The sequence below is a fragment of the Paracoccus sanguinis genome (assembly GCF_012689545.1).
In the GTDB taxonomy this organism is placed as follows: Bacteria; Pseudomonadota; Alphaproteobacteria; order Rhodobacterales; family Rhodobacteraceae; genus Paracoccus; species Paracoccus panacisoli.
Genome location: NZ_CP051542.1, coordinates 353,951 through 370,147, shown reverse-complemented (window position 1 = coordinate 370,147; position 16,197 = coordinate 353,951). Strand labels below are relative to the sequence as shown.

Here is a 16,197-nt window from a genome sequence, read left to right as displayed (position 1 = left end):
TCGCCTGTCAGATGCGCTCGCGGGAACGGCCCACGATGCCACCCGGACATCACAGCTTCACGCCCCGCAGCCGAGACGCATTCGCGATCACGCTGACCGAGGATAGCGCCATGGCGGCTGCCGCGATGATCGGCGACAGCAGGATGCCGAAGAACGGATAAAGCACCCCCGCGGCGATCGGGATACCGAGCGCGTTGTAGATGAAGGCGAAGAAAAGGTTCTGGCGGATGTTGCGCATCACCGCCTGAGACAGTCGCCGCGCCCGAACAATGCCGGTGAGATCGCCCTTCAGGAGGGTGACGCCCGCGCTCTCCATCGCCACGTCGGTGCCGGTGCCCATGGCGATGCCGACATCCGCGGCCGCGAGCGCAGGGGCATCGTTGACGCCGTCGCCCGCCATCGCCACCACCTCGCCCGCCGCCTTGTGCCGCTGCACGACCTCGCTCTTCTGGTCCGGCAGGACCTCCGCCTCGACCTCGTCGATGCCCAGCTGTCGGGCGACCGCCTTCGCTGTGGTCCAGTTGTCGCCGGTGAGCATGACCACGCGGATGCCTTGGGCCTTCAGCGCGGCAAGCGCTTCAGGCGTGGAGGGCTTGACCGGATCGGCGATGGCGAAGATTGCGGCGACCTCTCCGTCCACGCCCATGAAGATCGCGGTCGCCCCGTCTTGGCGCAGCCGGTCAGCCTGCGCGGCCAGCGGCGTCACATCGACCCCTTCTTCGGCCAGGAAGTTTGCGTTGCCGAGGGGAATGCGCTTGCCCTCGACCGTGCCATAGGCGCCCTTCCCGGTCGGCGAGTCGAAATCCGCAACCGGTGCGGTCGCGATCCCCCGCTCCTCTGCCGCGCGCACGATGGCGAGCGCCAGCGGATGCTCGCTCGCCCGCTCGACGCTGGCGGCCAGGCGCAGCACCTCCTCCTCGGTAAGACCGGCAGCGGGAACGATGGCCGTGACGGCGGGACGCCCCTCCGTCAGTGTGCCGGTCTTGTCGACGATGATCGTGTCGACCTTCTCCATGTGCTCGAGCGCCTCGGCGTTCTTGATCAGGACGCCATTCTGCGCGCCGCGGCCGACGCCGAACATGATCGACATCGGCGTCGCCAGACCCAGCGCGCAGGGGCAGGCGATGATCAGGACCGAAACCGCCACGACCAGCGCATAGGCGAAGCGCGGCTCCGGGCCCCAGATCGACCAGGCGATGAAGGCGAGCACCGCGACCACGATCACCGCCGGCACGAACCAGCCCGACACCTGGTCGGCAAGTCGCTGGATCGGGGCACGGCTGCGCTGTGCCTCTGCGACAAGCTGGACGATCTGCGACAGCATGGTGTCGCGTCCGACCTTGCGGGCCTCGATCACCAGCGCGCCGGACTGGTTCATGGTCCCCCCGATCGCCCGCGAGCCGACCTCCTTGGTCACCGGCATGGATTCGCCCGTCACCATCGACTCGTCGACGGCGCTGCGGCCTTCCAGCACCTCGCCATCCACGGGCACCTTCTCGCCCGGCCGCACCCGCAGGCGGTCGCCGACATGGACAGTGTCGAGCTGCACCTCTTCTTCGGTGCCGTCATCACGGATGACCCGTGCGGTTTTCGGGGCGAGATCGAGCAGCGCCCGGATTGCGCCGCTGGTGCTTTCCCGCGCCCGGAGTTCCAGCACCTGTCCGAGCAGCACGAGCACGGTGATGACCGCTGCGGCTTCGAAATAAACCGCGACCGACCCGTCATGCTGGCGGAAGGCGTCCGGGAAGATGTCTGGCGCGAGCGTCGCAACGACGCTGTAGATCCACGCCGCCCCCGTGCCCATGGCGATCAGGGTGAACATGTTGAGATTGCGCGTGACCAGCGACTGCCAGCCGCGCTGGAAGAAGGGCCACCCGGCCCACAGGACGACCGGGGTCGCGAAGAGCAGCTGGATCCAGTTCGAGGTCTGCTGATCGATGTAGCGGTCCAGCCCGAGGAAATGGCCGCCCATTTCCAGAATGAATACAGGGACCGTCAGCACCAGCCCGATCCAGAAGCGGCGCCGCATATCGATCAGTTCGAGATTGGGCTCCGCCTCGAGGCTGACCAGCACAGGCTCCAGCCCCATGCCGCAGATCGGGCAGGATCCCGGCCCCACCTGCCGGATCTCTGGGTGCATGGGACAGGTGTAGATCGTCCCCTCGGGCACGGGCTCGGCCTTTGCCGCCGCAGCGGCCGGGTCGAGGTAGCGGTCCGGCTCGGCCAGGAACTTCGCGCGGCATCCGGCCGAGCAGAAGTAATACGGCCGCCCCGCATGCTCGGCCTTGTGCTGCGTCGCATGGGGATCGACCATCATGCCGCAGACCGGGTCCTTGACCCGATGCACGCTGTCTGTCGGAGTCGCCTCCGCAGCGTGCGAATGCTCCGTCCCGTGGTGCCCCGAGTGAGCATGCCCGTGTTCGTGAGAATGTCCCGGCCCGCGATGCTCATGGCCGCCGACGCGAGAACTGCTCTCCATGTGGAGGGGGGCAGGGTGTTGGTCTTTGCTCTTGCTGGCCATCATGTACCTCGTCCGGGAAGTGCCCGAGAATCGTCCTCATTCGTCCTGCACCTTCCTGTCGTTGGAAGGTCAAGAGTAAGCCGCCAGGCGGAAGCCGCGGCGTCAGTGTTCATGCTGGGCGCTCCCTTCTTCCGGTCTTGCCCGCACGGCCTGCCGGGACTTCGCCTTCGGCCGCGTAACATCGATCTCGGCAGCTCCCTCCTCAACGGCAAGGCAGTATTCCTCGATCTGCGTGGTCGAGAAGTAGACCTTGAACCGGTCGCGCAGGAGGTTGTTCACCTCCCTCAGCACCCGCTCGCCATCCTGCCAGTCTCGAACGCAGACGTGGCTCGAGAACACGTTGCGCCCGGACGTCAGGCTCCAGGCATGGACGTGATGCACGTCCGTCACGCCCTCCAGCTCCCGAATGGCCGCGATCACAGCCTCGAGATCCAGGTCCTCCGGCGTGCCTTGCAGCAGGATGTGCAGCGACTCGCGCAGGATGCCCCAAGGAAGCCCAGAGCAGCACCAGTCCGAAGGCCATGCCGAGCAGCGGGTCGACGGCGAGGAAGCCGGTAAAGCGGATCACCAGGGCCGAGATGATGATGAGGAAGCTGCCGACGAACGTCTGCAGGATGTGCCAGTAGGCGCCCCGCATGTTCAGGTTGTCCTTCTGGCGCTCGTACAGGAGCCAGAGGGCGACAAGCTCGGTGGCGATGCCCCCCGCTGCCGCGATCAGCATCGGCGTGGTGGCCAACTCGATCGGCTCCATGAGGCGCATCGCGCCCATCCACAGCACGAAAATGGCCATTCCGACGAGAAAGAGGCCGTTGAAGAGGGCGCCGAGGATCTCCGCGCGAATGTAGCCGAAGGTGCGCGCCGGGCTGGACTTCCGCTCGCTCAGGCGCATGGCGACCAAGGCGATGAGCACGCCGCCGACGGCCGAGAAGGTGTGGAAGGCATCCGACATGACGGCGACTGAGCCCGTCCAGATGCCGATCCCGAGTTCAACGATGAAGTAAAGGCCGGTGAGCCAGCCGGAGATGACAAGCGCTTTGCGATCACCGCTCGCGGGCAGGTGGCCCGTATGGCTGCCGTGAGACATCGACATGGGTTCGCCTCCTGCTGACCGCGCATCATGCATCGTCGCGGTCGTTGAGGCCGCCGCAGCTCCAAGCTCCGGCGGCCCGAGTCCTTACTGCTGGCCCGCGTTCTCCTCGACCCAGGCGGTCATCTCCTCGATTTCCGGGCCTTGGGCGTCGATGATCTTCTGAGCCATCGCTTTCGACTCCTCATCGTCGCCATACTTCAGCTCGACTTCTGCCATGGCGATGGCGCCCGCATGATGCGCGATCATCCCGCAGTGGAAGGCGAGGTCGGGATCCTCGATGGTGTGGGTGGCCATCATCGGACCGTTCATCTCCATCATGGCCTGCATGGAGGCTTGCTGGGCCTCATCCATGCCCTCCATGCCTCCCATCATGGCGGACATGTCCATGCCCTGCATCATCCCCGGCATCCCGGACTGCTGGATGGCGTCCTGGCAGCCCTGCGGCAGGATCGACAGGTCGGGCATGGGACCTCCCTGTCCCGCCATGTGGCCAGCCTGCCCGCCTGTCCCGCTCTCCTGAGCGAAAGCCGCGGGCGCGGCGAGAAGGGCAGCAACGACGGCGGCTAGTTCAAACTTGCGCATAAGGGTTCTCCTTTGATGTAACTGGTTTCGGTGGGGATCAGGCCGCCATTTTCCGGCAGCTCTCGGCGCACCGGCGGCACGCATCCACGCATTCCTGCATGTCGCCGACCTGCTCGCAGCTCCGGGCGCATTCCTCACAGATCTCGGCACACTCACGGCAGAGATGCTTGTGATGACTGGTGCCGATCAGCATGAAATTCGCCGCGGTCTGGCAAATTTCGGCGCAGGCGATCATGAGCCGGAAGTGCTCCGGCTCGACATGCCGGCCACCTGCCTCAAGACAATGGTTCATGGCCATGCTGAGGCAAGTGCTGTGGCAGCTCAGGCATTCGTCGATGCAGCTCTGCATTTCAGGGGACATCTGGTGCATTTGTATTCTCCATCTTCGGAAAGCGCCGGGAAGAGAAGCAGCAAGCGTGGCGCTCGGCACTCGCAGCCAGCGATGACACGAAAAGACTTTCCTGGCGTCTTCAGACCGTCTTCTCATCCCTCCGGCGCGAGCGACGCCAGGCAGCAAGGCGCGACACGCGCTCACGATGGGTAACGATCAGATCAGATGGTGGTCCCGCGGCGGACGGCGCGGCCCATCCGGGGCAAGCCCGCTGAGCAAGGAGACTGGCATCACAAACTTCTGATCGCTCCTGCGCGGCTCTTTCAGATCGGCGGTTCGGCCGGGGATCAGCGCTGCCAGGCACGCATCTCCGCAACAGGCGAGCGTGTCATGGTTGTCATCGCTGGGCTCCTCCCCCACAGCCATCGAAGGAGCGTGATGCGGGACGGGGTCCGCCACGTTCGTCGCCGTCGGCGAAGATTCGGCGTGGACGGAGATGTGGGCATGACTGTGGGGCACCAGACTTCCGGCCGCCGCGCCATGGGCGATGAGCATGGCAGTTGCAAGAAGCGCCAGTGCGTTCGCAAGCTTCTGCCAGACGAATCCGGCTTTCGTCCGGGGGGTCCGCCGTTGCATCCTGTGGGAACGGCCGAGGAGGCGAAGTGTTCCGCTGATCATGGTGCTGCCGACATGCGTTCAGACCGTTTCTGCCATCAGTCTGCCGAAGTCACCGGCGACGAACAGCACGCGCGGATCGTGTTCCTGCAGGACTGGCTCGCCCAGCATGCCAAATGATGCTCCGGATACCAACCCTCATCGGCCTCACCGCCTCCGCGCTCATCGCCACCTGGATCCTTGTCGGGCTGCGGGCGGATGCGGAGAATGCCGAGACGATCGCACTGGGCCGCACCATTTACGAGACCCAGTGCGCCGCATGTCATGGCGCGCAGCTTGAGGGGCAGCCGGACTGGCAAATGCCTCTGCCCTCCGGGCGCCTGCCGGCTCCCCCGCACGACGCCACCGGCCACACATGGCATCATCCGGACGACATCCTGTTCCGGATCGTCAAGGAAGGCACCGCCGCCATCGTGGGAGGCGGATACGAGAGCGACATGCCCGGGTTTGCCGATGTCCTCAGCGACGCCGAGATCCGGGCCGTGCTCGCCTACATCAAGAGCACGTGGCCGGAACGCGAGCGGAGCTATCAGGCCGAGACGAGCGCGCGAGGCCGATAGATGGGTGGTCGGCGCGGTGTGGCAGGACATCATCCTCCTTGGGGTACGTCATTGTCGAGCTTGTGGCTCACGAAAGGGGCCTCCGTAGAACTCTTCGGTGACACTGCATTCTTCCCGCCCCCAGAAGCCGTGCGCGGGTGCAGCAGGCGCAACCAGTGCCCTCGACGACGTGGACGGCCAGCACGGCTGCAGCCCGTAGCGAAGGAGGCCACCTGAGGTGCAGCCCAACCCAGCGCCAACACCAGGTCACGTCGACGTGAGACACTTCGCCTATCCGTCTCACGCAGGCGTTATGGGTCATGATCTCCATTGTTCTTGAAGGGCAGCAGTGGGCAGCTAGCATCGCAATGAAAACAATAGCGAAAGGTGGGACATGACACAGGCAGATCGATCGAGCGGGCGCCGACAGTTCTTGACCGGACTGATGGCCACGGCGCTCGTCCTTCCGGCCGGACGGAGTTTCGCACAGAATATCGACCCTTATACCGGAATGCCTGTCTACGGTTCCGCCGGAGGGGCGGCCCCCGACCTCGGCGTGTTTCAGGTAGACCCGGACGCCGATCAACGCCGCAATCAGTCGTCATTTCGCGCGTGGCATTGGAGCGATTTCTATCCGAGTCTGGGAAAGGGCGTCATCCTTGCTGATGTGACCTCGCGGGCGCTGCATTACTGGTCTGCCGACGAATCGGTATACTTGTTGTTCCCTACAGCGGTACCCGTATCCGAGGATCTGACCCGCAGAGGAAAGACCGAGATCGTCAGAAAAGCGGAAAACCCTCCGTGGACCCCGACCCCGAGCATGCGCGAGAGAGATCCTTCGCTGCCGCAACGCGTCGAAGGATGAGCTACTCCCCATCGGTTGGACAGTTTAGGGAATGATTTAAGCTACTCTCTGCCCCTGCTGGTCGGTTTCGATCTGGTTGAAGTAGACCACGGCGGGCGGCTGTCCGCCATGGGCTGCATGGGGCCGCTGGTGATTGTAGAAGGTGATCCATCGGCCAACGCCGGCCTTGGCCTGCGAGCCGGTTTCCCATGCATGCAGGTAGACGCATTCATACTTCAGCGACCGCCAGAAGCGTTCGATGAAGATGTTGTCGAGGCAGCGCCCTTTCCCGTCCATCGATATCCGCGTGCCGATCCGCTTCAGCCGGTCCGTCCAGGCGAAGGACGTGAACTGCGAGCCCTGGTCGGTGTTCATGATCTCGGGCGGGCCGAAGCAGTGGACCGCCTCGTTCAGTGCCTCGACGCAGAAGTCCGCCTCAAGTGTGTTCGAGATGCGCCAGGCCAGCACCTTGCGGGTGAACCAGTCCATGATGGCCACCAGGTAGAGGAAGCCTCGTCGCATCGGCAGGTAGGTGATGTCGGCGCACCAGACCTGGTTGGGCCGATCGACCCGCAGCCCGCCCAGCAGGTAGGGATAGGTCTTGTGCCCCTTCGCGGGCTTGCTGGTGTTGGGCTTCTGGTAGATCGGCATCAGGCACATGAGCCGCATCAGCCGCCGGATGCGCTTCTGGTTCACAGGATGGCCCTCGTTCTGCAGGTGCCAGGTCATCTGCCGAACACCATAGAACGGGGTTTCCAGGAACCGCCGGTCGATCAGCCGCATCAGCGCGAGGTTCACCACGCTCTCGCCCCGCGGCGCGTAGTAGAACGACGACCGCGAGATCGACAGCAGGCGGCATTGCGCCCCGACCGACAGCTGGGGGTGATGGCGTTCGATCATCCCGCGCCTCACTTGCCGGTCCAGGGCTTGAGCTTTCGTGACAAAAAATCGTTGGCAACGGCCAGCTCTCCGATCTTGGCATGCAGCGACCGCACCGTATCTTCGTCGACCTCGGCCTTCTTCTTGCTGCCACGCTCGAAGATGTCAGGCGCCCCCTCGAGAAGGGCGCGCTTCCACTGGTTGATCATCGTCGGATGCACGCCATGTTCCGAGGCCAGTTCCGACACGGTGCGCTCGCCTTTCACGGCCTCGAGCGCCACACGGGCCTTGAAGCCCGCATCATGGTTCCTGCGCTTCGACATCTCTGGTCTCCTCGTTCTTGAAGACCAGCAGATGGCAGATCGTAGCTTACGTCACTGTCCGATTTTCGGGGGGTAGCTCAGGAGGCGTGCCAGAAAATCCGCTGGGCGTCCGCGGCCTTTATCTTTCATGGCCTGCATATCTGATTCACGGAACCCACGACACCCGGAAGATCGGCCGCAAATCGTCGAACGGATGCTACGGTCTTTATAACGAGCATGTCCTGAAACTCTACGAGGTCGCCGAGATAGGCACACAGGTCGCGGTCTTCTGATCTACCATCGAAGGGCGGAGCCGGAGACATCTCCGGCCCGCCCTCACCTACGAGCCATGATATCAGGGGTAAATCATCACCGGCACCCCGAGGCGCAGCATCGCGAAGATATCTTCGACCTCGTCGTCGCTGACCGTGATGCAGCCCGCCGTCCAGTCCCGCTTCTGTCTGACCAGACGCTTTCCCTCCGGCCCGCGGCCATGGATCATGATATCACCGCCCGGATCCAATCCGAACTGCTCCGCAAAAGCTCGGTCCCGCTCATTCGGATAGGAAATCCCCACTGAAAGATGGTATCGACTGCGGGGATTGAAACGGTCGATGTAATAGAGGCCCTCCGGGGTCTTTCCGTCGCCTTCAAACTGCTTGTGGCCGATGGGCTCGTTTCCCAGTCCGAAGTCATACGATTTCAGGACCGTCTGCCCGCTGAGCAGGTACATTCGGCGCCGCTCCTTCTGAACGACGACCTGTGTCACCGGAGGCCCCAGGTACCTCTTCAAGACGGGGGGTTGCGTGCCGCACGCGGCCAGAGCCGCGAGCATCGTGAGCGAAAAATGACGGCGGTTCGGTCGAAGCATCGGCAATTTATATCATCCGGAGATTATTGCGCGGCGGCGTAGTGCGAGAACACCTCAACCGAGCCATCCCGCTTAACAAGATTGACGTCGTAGGCTTTACGCTTGTTTTCGGGTCCCATCCCGGGACTGCCATAGGGCATTCCGGGAACCGCGAGCCCTGCGGCATCCGGCCTCTCTTTCAGAAGGCGCTCGATGTCGGCCGCGGGGACATGGCCTTCTATGAAATAGCCGTCGATCTCTCCCGTATGGCACGACAACTGACTGGTCGGGACGCCCAAGTCCATTTTGTGCCGGATCAGAAGAGCACCGTAGCGTTCCTCGGATGTCACCTCGAAGCCGTTCTGGCGCAGATACTCGGTCCACTGGGAACAGCATTCGCAGCCGGTCCCTTCGACCACATGGACCGTTCCGCGATCGGCGGCCATGGCGGCCGAGGTCGTCGTCAGCAGGACCGCTACGCCCTGCGTGAAGCGTCGAATACGATCAATCATGGTTGCTCCTTTTTCATGGCCCGCCGGATCTTGGGAACGGCGAACCTTCGGTCCTCGTGAAAGTCGATGATGCTGCCAAAGCTTCCGTCGGCCCGGAACAGGAACACACCGGCAGTATGATTCATGGTGTAGTCACCGTTTACGTCCTCGATGCGCTCTGCCTTCGCGCGGAAGTCGCCAAGAATGCGGGCGACCTCGCCTGGCTCTCCGGTCACACCGACGATGCGCGGATCGAAATAGCCGAGGTAGTCCGCAAGAACCTCCGGCGTGTCACGCTCGGGGTCCACAGAGATCAGAGCCACGTTGAGGCGGTCGGCGTCTGGCCCCAGCTCCTCCAGCCAGAGCGAGATGTCCGAGAGCGTGGTGGGGCAGACGTCGGGGCACCAGGTGAAGCCGAAGAAAACCAGGCTCGGCCTGCCGACCCAGTCCGAGATCGTCACCCGACGGCCCCGATGGTCCGTGAGCGTGACGTCCATTTCGCCCAGCGGTCGAGGCAGGTTGCGGGTAGGGCTCGCCGGCTGCGCCGCGCCGGGCCCGTCCACTTGCCACCAGCCCAGACCCAGCGCGCCGGCGCCGAGTGCCGTGACCGCGCCCGCGCCGAGAAGGAGCCGGCGCGAGAGGCTCATTCCGCAGGTCCCGTGGCGCCCGGTCCGAACACATGCACCTCCACCGTGACCTCGCCCGCGGCCTCGAAGGCGAGCGTCAGCGGGAAGGTGGCACCCTCCCGGAGAGGTGTGGCCAGTTCCATCAGCATGACGTGCATCCCGCCCGGCTCGAGTGTGAGTTCGCCGCTCGCGGGGATCTCGGCCGCCTCCACATGGGCCATCCGGGAGATGCCCTCGGAAAGGGTGGTCTCGTGCAGCATGGTCATGGTCGAGACCGGCGAGGACAGGCCGATCAGGCGATCGCCCTCGTCGCCGAAGTTGCGGACGGTGAAGTAGGCGGCGCCCGGCCGCGAGGTACCGATCGAGGCGCGTGCCCAGGCCGCGTCGATCTCAAGGTTGCCCTGCCGGACGGGTTCTGCTTGGGCGAGGCCGGCGGAAAGGCCGAAGGCAAAAACGGCAATAACAGGGAGCTTCATGGTGATGTTCCTAGAGGCGGTTCTGGAGGTCGGCAAGGATGTCGGCGGCGGGCGTGCCATAGGTGAACTGACGCAGCCAGTCCCCCTCCGGCCCGATGAGGTAAAGCGCGGGGCTGTGCGACATGGAATAGCCGTCGGGCGCGGCGGCATCGTCTTCGCGCGCGTAGTGAATGCGGAAGCTGTCCGCCGCAGCCCGGGTCTGGTTCGCATCCCCGGCAAGCCCGAGGATGGTGGGATGGAAGGCAGCGGTGAATTCGGCAATACCCAGCCTGCGGTCGCGCTCGGGGTCGATGGATATGAAGAGCGGCTGCACTTGCGTGGCCTCGTCGCCCAGATCGTCCATGACCTGAGCGACATCGGCCAGCGTCGTGGGGCAGACGTCGGGGCAATTGGTGAACCCGAAGAAAACCAGAATGTGTTTCCCCCCGAATTCCGTCGGGGTCCGCAGGCGCCCTTCGGCGTCGGGGAGTGCGAAGGTGGGACGGAACGGGGCCTCGACCACCGGCGCGGGCAAACGGTCTGCAATCAGAAACATCGTCCCGTAGCCCAGCATGGCAATACCCGCCGCCGCCCAGAGGCTTTTTTGCAGCCGTGTCAATCGCATCCGATCCGTCACTCCTCTTCTTGCGTCCTCCCTAAAGCCTCCAGTGACTTGAGGTTCAAGAGCGAACTCCTGTCGTCACACAACGGTGAGCCGTCGGCGGAGCAGAACGCTGCGCAGAAAGCTCATGTTCACGGCGACGATTGTGTCAGCGACAAGCGCGCGGATTGCGCCCGGCAAAAGCCGGTGTGCCGGATCTCGCCATGATCCGACGCCGGGGAATGGTCCGGGTCACACCTTGATCAGCGCCGCCGTCGCGTACATGAAGGCGAGCCCGCCAAGAAATCCGCCAAGAACGGCGGGGGAAAACAGTGCCGCTTGCCGGTCGCTGTTCTGACGCATCAGGTAGGCGCTGACCTCGACCATGACCTGCAGGATCGCACCGGCCCCGACCGCCAGCGCCAAGGCCGACCATTGCGGCGCATAGGCCAGACTGCCCGTCCACATTCCCAGCACGGCCGGGCCGCCAGCCAGAAGCGTCAGGGCTGCGAAGGTCCAGAGCGGCGGTCGAATCCGCAGCATCGGCGCTGCAATGCCGATCCCCTCGGTCACATTGTGCAGCGCAAAGCCGAGGACGAGGAACGTGCCAAGCCCCGCCGATCCGGCGGCAAAGGCGCCCCCGATCGCCAGCCCCTCGCCAAAGTTGTGCAACCCGATCCCGAGGGCGATGTAGAAGGCGAGCGCCAGACCCTCCGGTTGGCCGCGCCAGCGTCCGATCGCCATCAGCAGCAGAAAGCACGCCAAGGCCGTCAGCCAGACCATGGCCGAGCCTTGGAACAATGCGGCGGCTCCGGCTGAAAGCTCCAGCGCCTCTAAGGTCATGTCGATGAGCAGGAAGGCCAGCAGCCCGACGGTCAGCGCGAGCAGGAAGTTCATCCCGGTCCGCCCGACACCGCGCATCGCCGGATAGAACATCAGGCCGAGCGCCACGGGCAACAGGCCGACAATCGCCCCGACCAGCGCCTGAATGCGCAGCTGGCCCGCCGTGGCCTTCGGCGTCGGCACGGCTACGGCGATTTCATGTTCAAACGCCGTGCCGGTGTTGGACAGCAGCGCCACACGATGCGCCTCACCCAGCACCCATGGGTAAGGGATGCGAACCCAGACGGCAGTGCCACGCGCGACGGCCCCCGGAGGGGCCTGCGTGAACGTCCAATAGGCATCGTCGACGGCAACCTGCGCAATCTGCATGGCCTCTGAACCGCCCGCGCGCACCAGAATCTGGATGCCGGTCTCGTCCAGAATCGTCCGCTCCACCGTCAGCGCCTCGACCGGAGGCGCGCCATTGTTGAAACTGCGGAGGGGATCGAGCGACGCGATCCAGACGAAGGCGCCAAGCATGACCGCCAGCGGCACAAACAGAAGCAGCAGCCGGATCATTGCGGGGCGGGTGGGTTGGCTCTGGTCGCTCATGCTTCTGGCCCCCGAACGTCGAACATCCCGACCCAACCAAGCTCGGTGAATTCGGACTGGTGGGCGTGGAACATGTACATGCCGTCCTCGTGCTCGGCGAAGCTGAACTCGAGGATCCCGCGCTGCGCCTGACACTGCATGATCAGATCGACCGTGCGCAGCGACGGCGTCAGGGTGGTGCCGGTATCGTAGTAGTCAAAGAAATTCGCATGCAGGTGCAACGAGTTGATCGGGTCGAACTCGGTCACGTTCACCAGATAGATGCGCACAGGCCGCGACTTGTCGATGCGGATCGGCGCGTTCATGTAGGCCCTGGCCCACGGTGTTGACCGCGTAAATCTCGTTTGCTCCGTCGAAGTTGGTGTCGAAGGCGTTCATCACCATCGCCAGTTCCTGCCATCGAGCATTCTCGGGGCTGCCGAGCACGCGCGAGGCTGCCACGGCCGCATTCTCGGGGTGCCGGGCGGGATCGGGGTCAATCACGAACAGGCCATACATGCCCTTGTGAATGTGCCGCTTCAGCGGCAGGGCGTGGCAATGATAGAGGTGGCATCCGAACGGCTTGGCGTCGAACTCGTAGATGAACTCTTCGCCGGGACCAATCAAACCGGCACCAGGAACGCCGTCCATTCGCGCCGAATGGATGCCGTGGAAGTGCATCGAATGCGGGTGCGATCCATAGTTGCGGAAGATGATCCGCAACCGCTCGCCTTCCTTCGCCCTCAGTGCCGGTCCGGGCACGCGGTCATTGAAGGTCCAGGCCGGAAAGAAGATGCCGGGCGCGATCTCGATCTCCCGGTCGATGGCAGCGACTTCGAAGGTGCGCAGCGTTCGGCCATCGGGCAAAAGATCGGTCAGGCCCGTTTCCCACTCCGTCAGCATGGTTGTCGGGTCGAAGCCGTTCCGGTCGTGATCGACCACACCGACCGTTGTCATGTTGCCATGCGCCATGCCGGGCATGGGTGCTGCATAGGGGTCGGTCGGCATGGCGGACATGTCGTGGCCCGCCATCGGGTCTGGCGCGGCCTGGGACCGCGCGACACCCGCTATGATGGCGGCGCCACTCGCGGCGGCCAGTCCACCGACCAGCAACGCGCGTCGGGACGTGTCAACCGACCCTGCGTTGCCGTCAGGCGGAGCGATGGACCGGGACGCCTCCAATTCGGACGGCGCATCGCGCGCTTGCTTCCGGACATTGGCAGTCATGGGGAAGGCTTTCCCTGTGGGCAGCACGCCAAAGCCTCGGCGCGACAAGTTAGACAAGGCTAATAATCATCCCTGTGGCTTTACGTGTCAATCCGGTTCGTGCGAGACTGGAAGGATGATGGCTGATGACCACACTGAAGCAGAAGCTCTCGAGCCCGAGGCGCGCCCCGCCGACCCACGCGCGGAGGCGTTCCAAGGGGTGCGAGAGGCGCGGCGCAACGAATTGGCGGAAGACTACGTCGAACTGATCGCGGAACTGATCCACGAACACGGCGAGGCACGGCCGGTCGATATCGCGACCAAGATGGGTGTCACGGCGCCCACCGTCGCCAAGACACTCGGCCGTCTGGCCCGGGACGGCCTGATCACCCGCGCCAAGTACCGCTCGGTCTTTCTGACGGAAGAGGGCCGGGCGCTGGCCCGGGAATGCCAACAGCGGCACGAGATCGTGTTGCGGTTCCTGCTCAGTCTTGGTCTTGATCCCGAGACAGCCGAGCGCGATGCCGAAGGGATCGAGCATCACGTGAGCGAGCGAACGCTCGCCTTGTTCGCGGCCTTTGCCGACCGTTCCTGAGCCTTCCGTTCAGGCATTCTCCACGGCAGATCGCACAGCGGCGACAAGGCTTTCCGCGCTGAAGTTTTCCAGTCGCGTGCCGTTCAGAAAGAACGTCGGCGTCTGGCCGACGCCGAGGGCTTCAACATCGGCCATGTCCTGATTGAGGATGCCGGTGATCCCCGGAAACAGCCTGTCGCTTTCGGCCCGCTCGAGGTCGAGGCCAGCAGCTCCCGCGACCTGCCAGGCCACGTCCAGTCTCGGCATGCCATGCACTGCCCACTGGGGTTGCCGCTCCAGCAGCGCATCAAGCACCGGTTCGAGCTTGTCCTGCATCCGCGCGGTTTCGAGGATGCGCACCGCTTCGTCCGAGCCTTCGTGGAACACCGTGTAGCGCAGCACGACCCGGACCTGCTTCGGGAACTGCCGCCGGATTTCCTGTACCACCGGATGATAGGCTCGGCAGGCTTCGCAGGAGGGGTCGAAGAACTCGACCAAGGTAACCGGAGCATCCTCGGGGCCGAAGCTGGGGGAATGGGCGCGGATCAGAAGGGATGGATCCACCGCGGGGGTGGCGGCAGCGAGCGCTTCGGCCTCGGCCTGACGCTGGCGGTTCAGGATGGACGCACCGCCGCCGAATGCGACAAGCCCAAGAGCCGGAGCCCCGATCAAGAGAGTGCGGCGGTTCATATGCGGTTTCCTTTGGGCAAGATGAGACAGGCAAGGATCGCGGCAAAGGCTGCCAGCGACAGGTAGGGAATAGGCAGGCCCAGAATGATCTGCGCCGGACCAGAGCAGGACGGGCCATCCTTGGTGCAGGGTGCGATGTCCTGCGGGATTAGCCCCATGTAAAGCCCGGAATGCCAGGCGGCCAACGCCAGACCCGCCAGCGCCAGCGGCAGGGCGTATGGGCGGGCCATGCCGTCGCTTCGCCACAGCGACAGGCCAAGGATCGGCACCAGCGGGAACATGGCGATGCGCTGATACCAGCAGAGCGTGCAGGGCGTCTGTCCCAGCACCTCGCCGATGAAGAGCGCGCCAAGTGTTGCCGCCAGCGCGATCAGGAATGCGGCCGTAAGGTGCAAGTCGTCGTGGGACAGGCTCTGTACGTCAGTGTTGGTCAAGAACAGGCTCCTTGCGACGGCGTGCGGGAAGAGAGGCTGCGAGGATGCACACCGCGCCAAGCGTGATGGCAATATCCGCGACGTTGAACGTGGGCCAATGCCAGTCGCGCCAATAGAGGTCGAGGAAGTCGGTCACGGCGCCCTGCCGCAGCCGGTCGATGATGTTGCCAAGCGCACCGCCAACGACCAGCGCAAGACCGGCCCGCTCGAACGGGCGCGGCGCCCGGACTGCCATGACGGCGAAGATCAGGGTCAGAAATCCTGTCAGGGCCGCCATCAGCAGTGGCTTGCCCGCCATTACGTCCGACAGCATGCCGAAGCTCGATCCCTCGTTGAAGCCGAGCGTCAGGCTGAAGCCGGGAAGAACGGGAACCGTCTCGTCGCGAGAGAGCAGCGCCAGCGCCGCCGCCTTCGTCAGTTGATCGGCCAGCGTGGTGATACCGATCAGGGCAACGATCAGCCGGGTGCTCATTTGACGCTCCTGCGGCGCAAGCCGATCCAGCGCGGGACTGAAGCCGCGTAGCGCTCATACTCCGCGCCAAGGGACTGGCGCAGGACAGCTTCCTCGGACCGGATCTGCAAGGAGGCCGATCCGAGGAAGAGCAGCGGCGCAAGGATCGTCGGGAGTGAAGGGATTGCGAAGCCGACGCCCGCAAGCAGCGCGAACTGCCCGAGGAAGGTCGGATTGCGGCTGAACCGGTAAAGCCCGCCCGAGACGAGATCGCCCGTGGCATCGCTTGCGACCCCGACGCGCCTCGATGTGCCCATCGACATCTGCGCGGCAAAAGCCACCATCGCGCCGACCCCGGCGAGGAACACGCCAACCGCACCAAGCGCAGCCACCTCTCCCTCGGTCCAGAGCGGGTCGGCCTTGTGCAGGATCGGCCAGGCCAGCCAGAAGAGTGGCCCGAACAAGGCGACGACGAAGGCCGCACGAAAGCCGAAGGCCGCCCAGCGGTCGCGTCCGGACGCCCGCCCGAAAAGCCAGACAGAGCGGCCAGATGCATCTGCCGCGATGGCGATGCCCCAGAGGAACAGCGCCAGATAGCCGAAGATCAGGACCAGGACGGCCCAGCCAAAGCCGGAGATCATGC

The 16,197-nt window shown here is 64.5% G+C and carries 21 protein-coding genes and 2 pseudogenes; 5 read left to right on the top strand and 18 right to left on the bottom strand.

Annotation, left to right across the window (positions count from 1 at the left end; translation table 11 throughout):
• Window positions 1–49 precede the first annotated feature (49 nt).
• The 5 genes and pseudogenes from HGN31_RS01715 to HGN31_RS01700 form a co-directional block, all read right to left on the bottom strand.
• A complete protein-coding gene (locus tag HGN31_RS01715) occupies window positions 50–2,317 on the bottom strand; it encodes a heavy metal translocating P-type ATPase (RefSeq protein ID WP_231565656.1) in 2,268 nt (755 codons plus the stop codon).
• Between the two features lie 306 nt (window positions 2,318–2,623).
• On the bottom strand, window positions 2,624–2,911 hold the full coding sequence (locus HGN31_RS16835; protein WP_462498360.1) for a cation transporter dimerization domain-containing protein: 288 nt from the start codon (window positions 2,909–2,911) through the stop codon (window positions 2,624–2,626).
• Between the two features lie 157 nt (window positions 2,912–3,068).
• A pseudogene (locus HGN31_RS16830) lies at window positions 3,069–3,605 on the bottom strand (cation diffusion facilitator family transporter); the annotation flags it as partial.
• 90 nt (window positions 3,606–3,695) lie between these two features.
• Entirely contained in the window at window positions 3,696–4,193 is a 498-nt protein-coding gene (gene copM / locus HGN31_RS16630) for a CopM family metallochaperone (RefSeq protein ID WP_036708062.1), read from the bottom strand.
• A 37-nt stretch (window positions 4,194–4,230) separates the two neighbouring features.
• Window positions 4,231–4,554 carry a four-helix bundle copper-binding protein gene (locus tag HGN31_RS01700; protein WP_211096319.1) on the bottom strand — a complete coding sequence of 108 codons (324 nt, stop codon included), beginning with the start codon at window positions 4,552–4,554 and terminating at the stop codon, window positions 4,231–4,233.
• A 408-nt stretch (window positions 4,555–4,962) separates the two neighbouring features.
• Here HGN31_RS01700 and HGN31_RS01695 point away from each other — a divergent pair, with 408 nt between their 5' ends.
• The 3 genes from HGN31_RS01695 (at window position 4,963) to HGN31_RS01685 (ending at window position 6,603) form a co-directional block, all read left to right on the top strand.
• Window positions 4,963–5,319 carry a hypothetical protein gene (locus HGN31_RS01695; protein ID WP_134725741.1) on the top strand — a complete coding sequence of 119 codons (357 nt, stop codon included), beginning with the start codon at window positions 4,963–4,965 and terminating at the stop codon, window positions 5,317–5,319.
• A complete protein-coding gene (locus tag HGN31_RS01690; RefSeq protein ID WP_036700233.1) occupies window positions 5,316–5,759 on the top strand; it encodes a c-type cytochrome in 444 nt (147 codons plus the stop codon). Before HGN31_RS01695 ends, HGN31_RS01690 begins: the two co-directional genes overlap by 4 nt.
• Before the next feature lie 373 nt (window positions 5,760–6,132).
• The gene (locus HGN31_RS01685) at window positions 6,133–6,603 is read left to right on the top strand and encodes a L,D-transpeptidase (protein WP_211096318.1); all 471 of its coding nucleotides are present in this window, start codon (window positions 6,133–6,135) and stop codon (window positions 6,601–6,603) included.
• A 36-nt stretch (window positions 6,604–6,639) separates the two neighbouring features.
• On the opposite strand, the gene HGN31_RS01680 is transcribed toward HGN31_RS01685, so the two are convergent.
• Window positions 6,640–7,784 (bottom strand): IS3 family transposase gene (locus HGN31_RS01680; RefSeq protein WP_425325323.1). Its coding sequence is split into 2 segments (ribosomal slippage): window positions 6,640–7,523 and window positions 7,523–7,784, totalling 1,146 coding nucleotides; the frame shifts between segments, so codons are not numbered across the junction.
• Between the two features lie 80 nt (window positions 7,785–7,864).
• On the opposite strand from HGN31_RS01680, the pseudogene HGN31_RS01675 reads away from it, so the two are divergent.
• Window positions 7,865–8,056 (top strand): annotated as a pseudogene (locus HGN31_RS01675) (L,D-transpeptidase); the annotation flags it as partial.
• A gap of 62 nt (window positions 8,057–8,118) precedes the next feature.
• Here the strand turns inward: HGN31_RS01675 and HGN31_RS01670 are convergent.
• From HGN31_RS01670 to HGN31_RS01640, 8 genes are all read right to left on the bottom strand, one after another.
• The gene (locus HGN31_RS01670; protein WP_036700235.1) at window positions 8,119–8,634 is read right to left on the bottom strand and encodes a L,D-transpeptidase family protein; all 516 of its coding nucleotides are present in this window, start codon (window positions 8,632–8,634) and stop codon (window positions 8,119–8,121) included.
• A gap of 23 nt (window positions 8,635–8,657) precedes the next feature.
• Complete coding sequence (locus tag HGN31_RS01665) at window positions 8,658–9,113, bottom strand: DUF411 domain-containing protein (protein WP_036732830.1); 456 nt, start codon at window positions 9,111–9,113, stop codon at window positions 8,658–8,660.
• Window positions 9,114–9,121: 8 nt separating this feature from the next.
• Window positions 9,122–9,751 carry an SCO family protein gene (locus HGN31_RS01660; protein WP_036700237.1) on the bottom strand — a complete coding sequence of 210 codons (630 nt, stop codon included), beginning with the start codon at window positions 9,749–9,751 and terminating at the stop codon, window positions 9,122–9,124.
• Window positions 9,748–10,206, bottom strand: a complete 459-nt coding sequence (locus tag HGN31_RS01655; protein WP_036700241.1) for a copper chaperone PCu(A)C — start codon at window positions 10,204–10,206, stop codon at window positions 9,748–9,750. Before HGN31_RS01655 ends, HGN31_RS01660 begins: the two co-directional genes overlap by 4 nt.
• A gap of 10 nt (window positions 10,207–10,216) precedes the next feature.
• The gene (locus HGN31_RS01650) at window positions 10,217–10,822 is read right to left on the bottom strand and encodes an SCO family protein (protein ID WP_231555239.1); all 606 of its coding nucleotides are present in this window, start codon (window positions 10,820–10,822) and stop codon (window positions 10,217–10,219) included.
• Between the two features lie 216 nt (window positions 10,823–11,038).
• Window positions 11,039–12,220 carry a ZIP family metal transporter gene (locus HGN31_RS01645; RefSeq protein ID WP_036708058.1) on the bottom strand — a complete coding sequence of 394 codons (1,182 nt, stop codon included), beginning with the start codon at window positions 12,218–12,220 and terminating at the stop codon, window positions 11,039–11,041.
• Window positions 12,217–12,525, bottom strand: coding sequence for a multicopper oxidase domain-containing protein (locus HGN31_RS16385; RefSeq protein WP_342355782.1), 309 nt, complete (start codon window positions 12,523–12,525; stop codon window positions 12,217–12,219). Before HGN31_RS16385 ends, HGN31_RS01645 begins: the two co-directional genes overlap by 4 nt.
• Complete coding sequence (locus tag HGN31_RS01640; protein ID WP_244961103.1) at window positions 12,416–13,426, bottom strand: multicopper oxidase domain-containing protein; 1,011 nt, start codon at window positions 13,424–13,426, stop codon at window positions 12,416–12,418. The genes HGN31_RS16385 and HGN31_RS01640 overlap by 110 nt, the downstream gene beginning before the upstream one ends.
• Before the next feature lie 118 nt (window positions 13,427–13,544).
• On the opposite strand from HGN31_RS01640, the gene mntR reads away from it, so the two are divergent.
• Window positions 13,545–14,000, top strand: a complete 456-nt coding sequence (gene mntR, locus HGN31_RS01635; protein ID WP_036700249.1) for a manganese-binding transcriptional regulator MntR — start codon at window positions 13,545–13,547, stop codon at window positions 13,998–14,000.
• Between the two features lie 9 nt (window positions 14,001–14,009).
• Here mntR and HGN31_RS01630 read toward each other — a convergent pair whose 3' ends face one another.
• The 4 genes from HGN31_RS01630 to HGN31_RS01615 are packed head-to-tail and all read right to left on the bottom strand — an operon-like array spanning window position 14,010 to window position 16,195.
• Window positions 14,010–14,669 (bottom strand): DsbA family protein, encoded by a 660-nt coding sequence (locus HGN31_RS01630; protein WP_036708053.1) that lies wholly within the window; start codon window positions 14,667–14,669, stop codon window positions 14,010–14,012.
• Window positions 14,666–15,103, bottom strand: coding sequence for a disulfide bond formation protein B (locus HGN31_RS01625; RefSeq protein ID WP_081962575.1), 438 nt, complete (start codon window positions 15,101–15,103; stop codon window positions 14,666–14,668). Before HGN31_RS01625 ends, HGN31_RS01630 begins: the two co-directional genes overlap by 4 nt.
• Window positions 15,090–15,575: a signal peptidase II gene (gene lspA / locus HGN31_RS01620; protein ID WP_036700251.1), complete on the bottom strand. Its 486-nt coding sequence runs from the start codon at window positions 15,573–15,575 to the stop codon at window positions 15,090–15,092. The genes HGN31_RS01625 and lspA overlap by 14 nt, the downstream gene beginning before the upstream one ends.
• On the bottom strand, window positions 15,572–16,195 hold the full coding sequence (locus tag HGN31_RS01615; RefSeq protein ID WP_168782133.1) for a methyltransferase family protein: 624 nt from the start codon (window positions 16,193–16,195) through the stop codon (window positions 15,572–15,574). Before HGN31_RS01615 ends, lspA begins: the two co-directional genes overlap by 4 nt.
• Window positions 16,196–16,197 lie beyond the last annotated feature (2 nt).

Coding starts and splice junctions, on each gene's coding strand:
- HGN31_RS01715 (WP_231565656.1), bottom strand. CDS start 2,317: ATGATGGTCGATCCCCATGCGACGCAGCACAAGGCCGAGCATGCGGGG.
- copM (WP_036708062.1), bottom strand. CDS start 4,193: ATGCGCAAGTTTGAACTAGCCGCCGTCGTTGCTGCCCTTCTCGCCGCG.
- HGN31_RS01700 (WP_211096319.1), bottom strand. CDS start 4,554: ATGTCCCCTGAAATGCAGAGCTGCATCGACGAATGCCTGAGCTGCCAC.
- HGN31_RS01695 (WP_134725741.1), top strand. CDS start 4,963: ATGCGGGACGGGGTCCGCCACGTTCGTCGCCGTCGGCGAAGATTCGGC.
- HGN31_RS01690 (WP_036700233.1), top strand. CDS start 5,316: ATGATGCTCCGGATACCAACCCTCATCGGCCTCACCGCCTCCGCGCTC.
- HGN31_RS01685 (WP_211096318.1), top strand. CDS start 6,133: ATGACACAGGCAGATCGATCGAGCGGGCGCCGACAGTTCTTGACCGGA.
- HGN31_RS01670 (WP_036700235.1), bottom strand. CDS start 8,634: ATGCTTCGACCGAACCGCCGTCATTTTTCGCTCACGATGCTCGCGGCT.
- HGN31_RS01660 (WP_036700237.1), bottom strand. CDS start 9,751: ATGAGCCTCTCGCGCCGGCTCCTTCTCGGCGCGGGCGCGGTCACGGCA.
- HGN31_RS01655 (WP_036700241.1), bottom strand. CDS start 10,206: ATGAAGCTCCCTGTTATTGCCGTTTTTGCCTTCGGCCTTTCCGCCGGC.
- HGN31_RS01645 (WP_036708058.1), bottom strand. CDS start 12,220: ATGAGCGACCAGAGCCAACCCACCCGCCCCGCAATGATCCGGCTGCTG.
- HGN31_RS16385 (WP_342355782.1), bottom strand. CDS start 12,525: ATGAACGCGCCGATCCGCATCGACAAGTCGCGGCCTGTGCGCATCTAT.
- HGN31_RS01640 (WP_244961103.1), bottom strand. CDS start 13,426: ATGACTGCCAATGTCCGGAAGCAAGCGCGCGATGCGCCGTCCGAATTG.
- mntR (WP_036700249.1), top strand. CDS start 13,545: ATGGCTGATGACCACACTGAAGCAGAAGCTCTCGAGCCCGAGGCGCGC.
- HGN31_RS01630 (WP_036708053.1), bottom strand. CDS start 14,669: ATGAACCGCCGCACTCTCTTGATCGGGGCTCCGGCTCTTGGGCTTGTC.
- lspA (WP_036700251.1), bottom strand. CDS start 15,575: ATGAGCACCCGGCTGATCGTTGCCCTGATCGGTATCACCACGCTGGCC.
- HGN31_RS01615 (WP_168782133.1), bottom strand. CDS start 16,195: ATGATCTCCGGCTTTGGCTGGGCCGTCCTGGTCCTGATCTTCGGCTAT.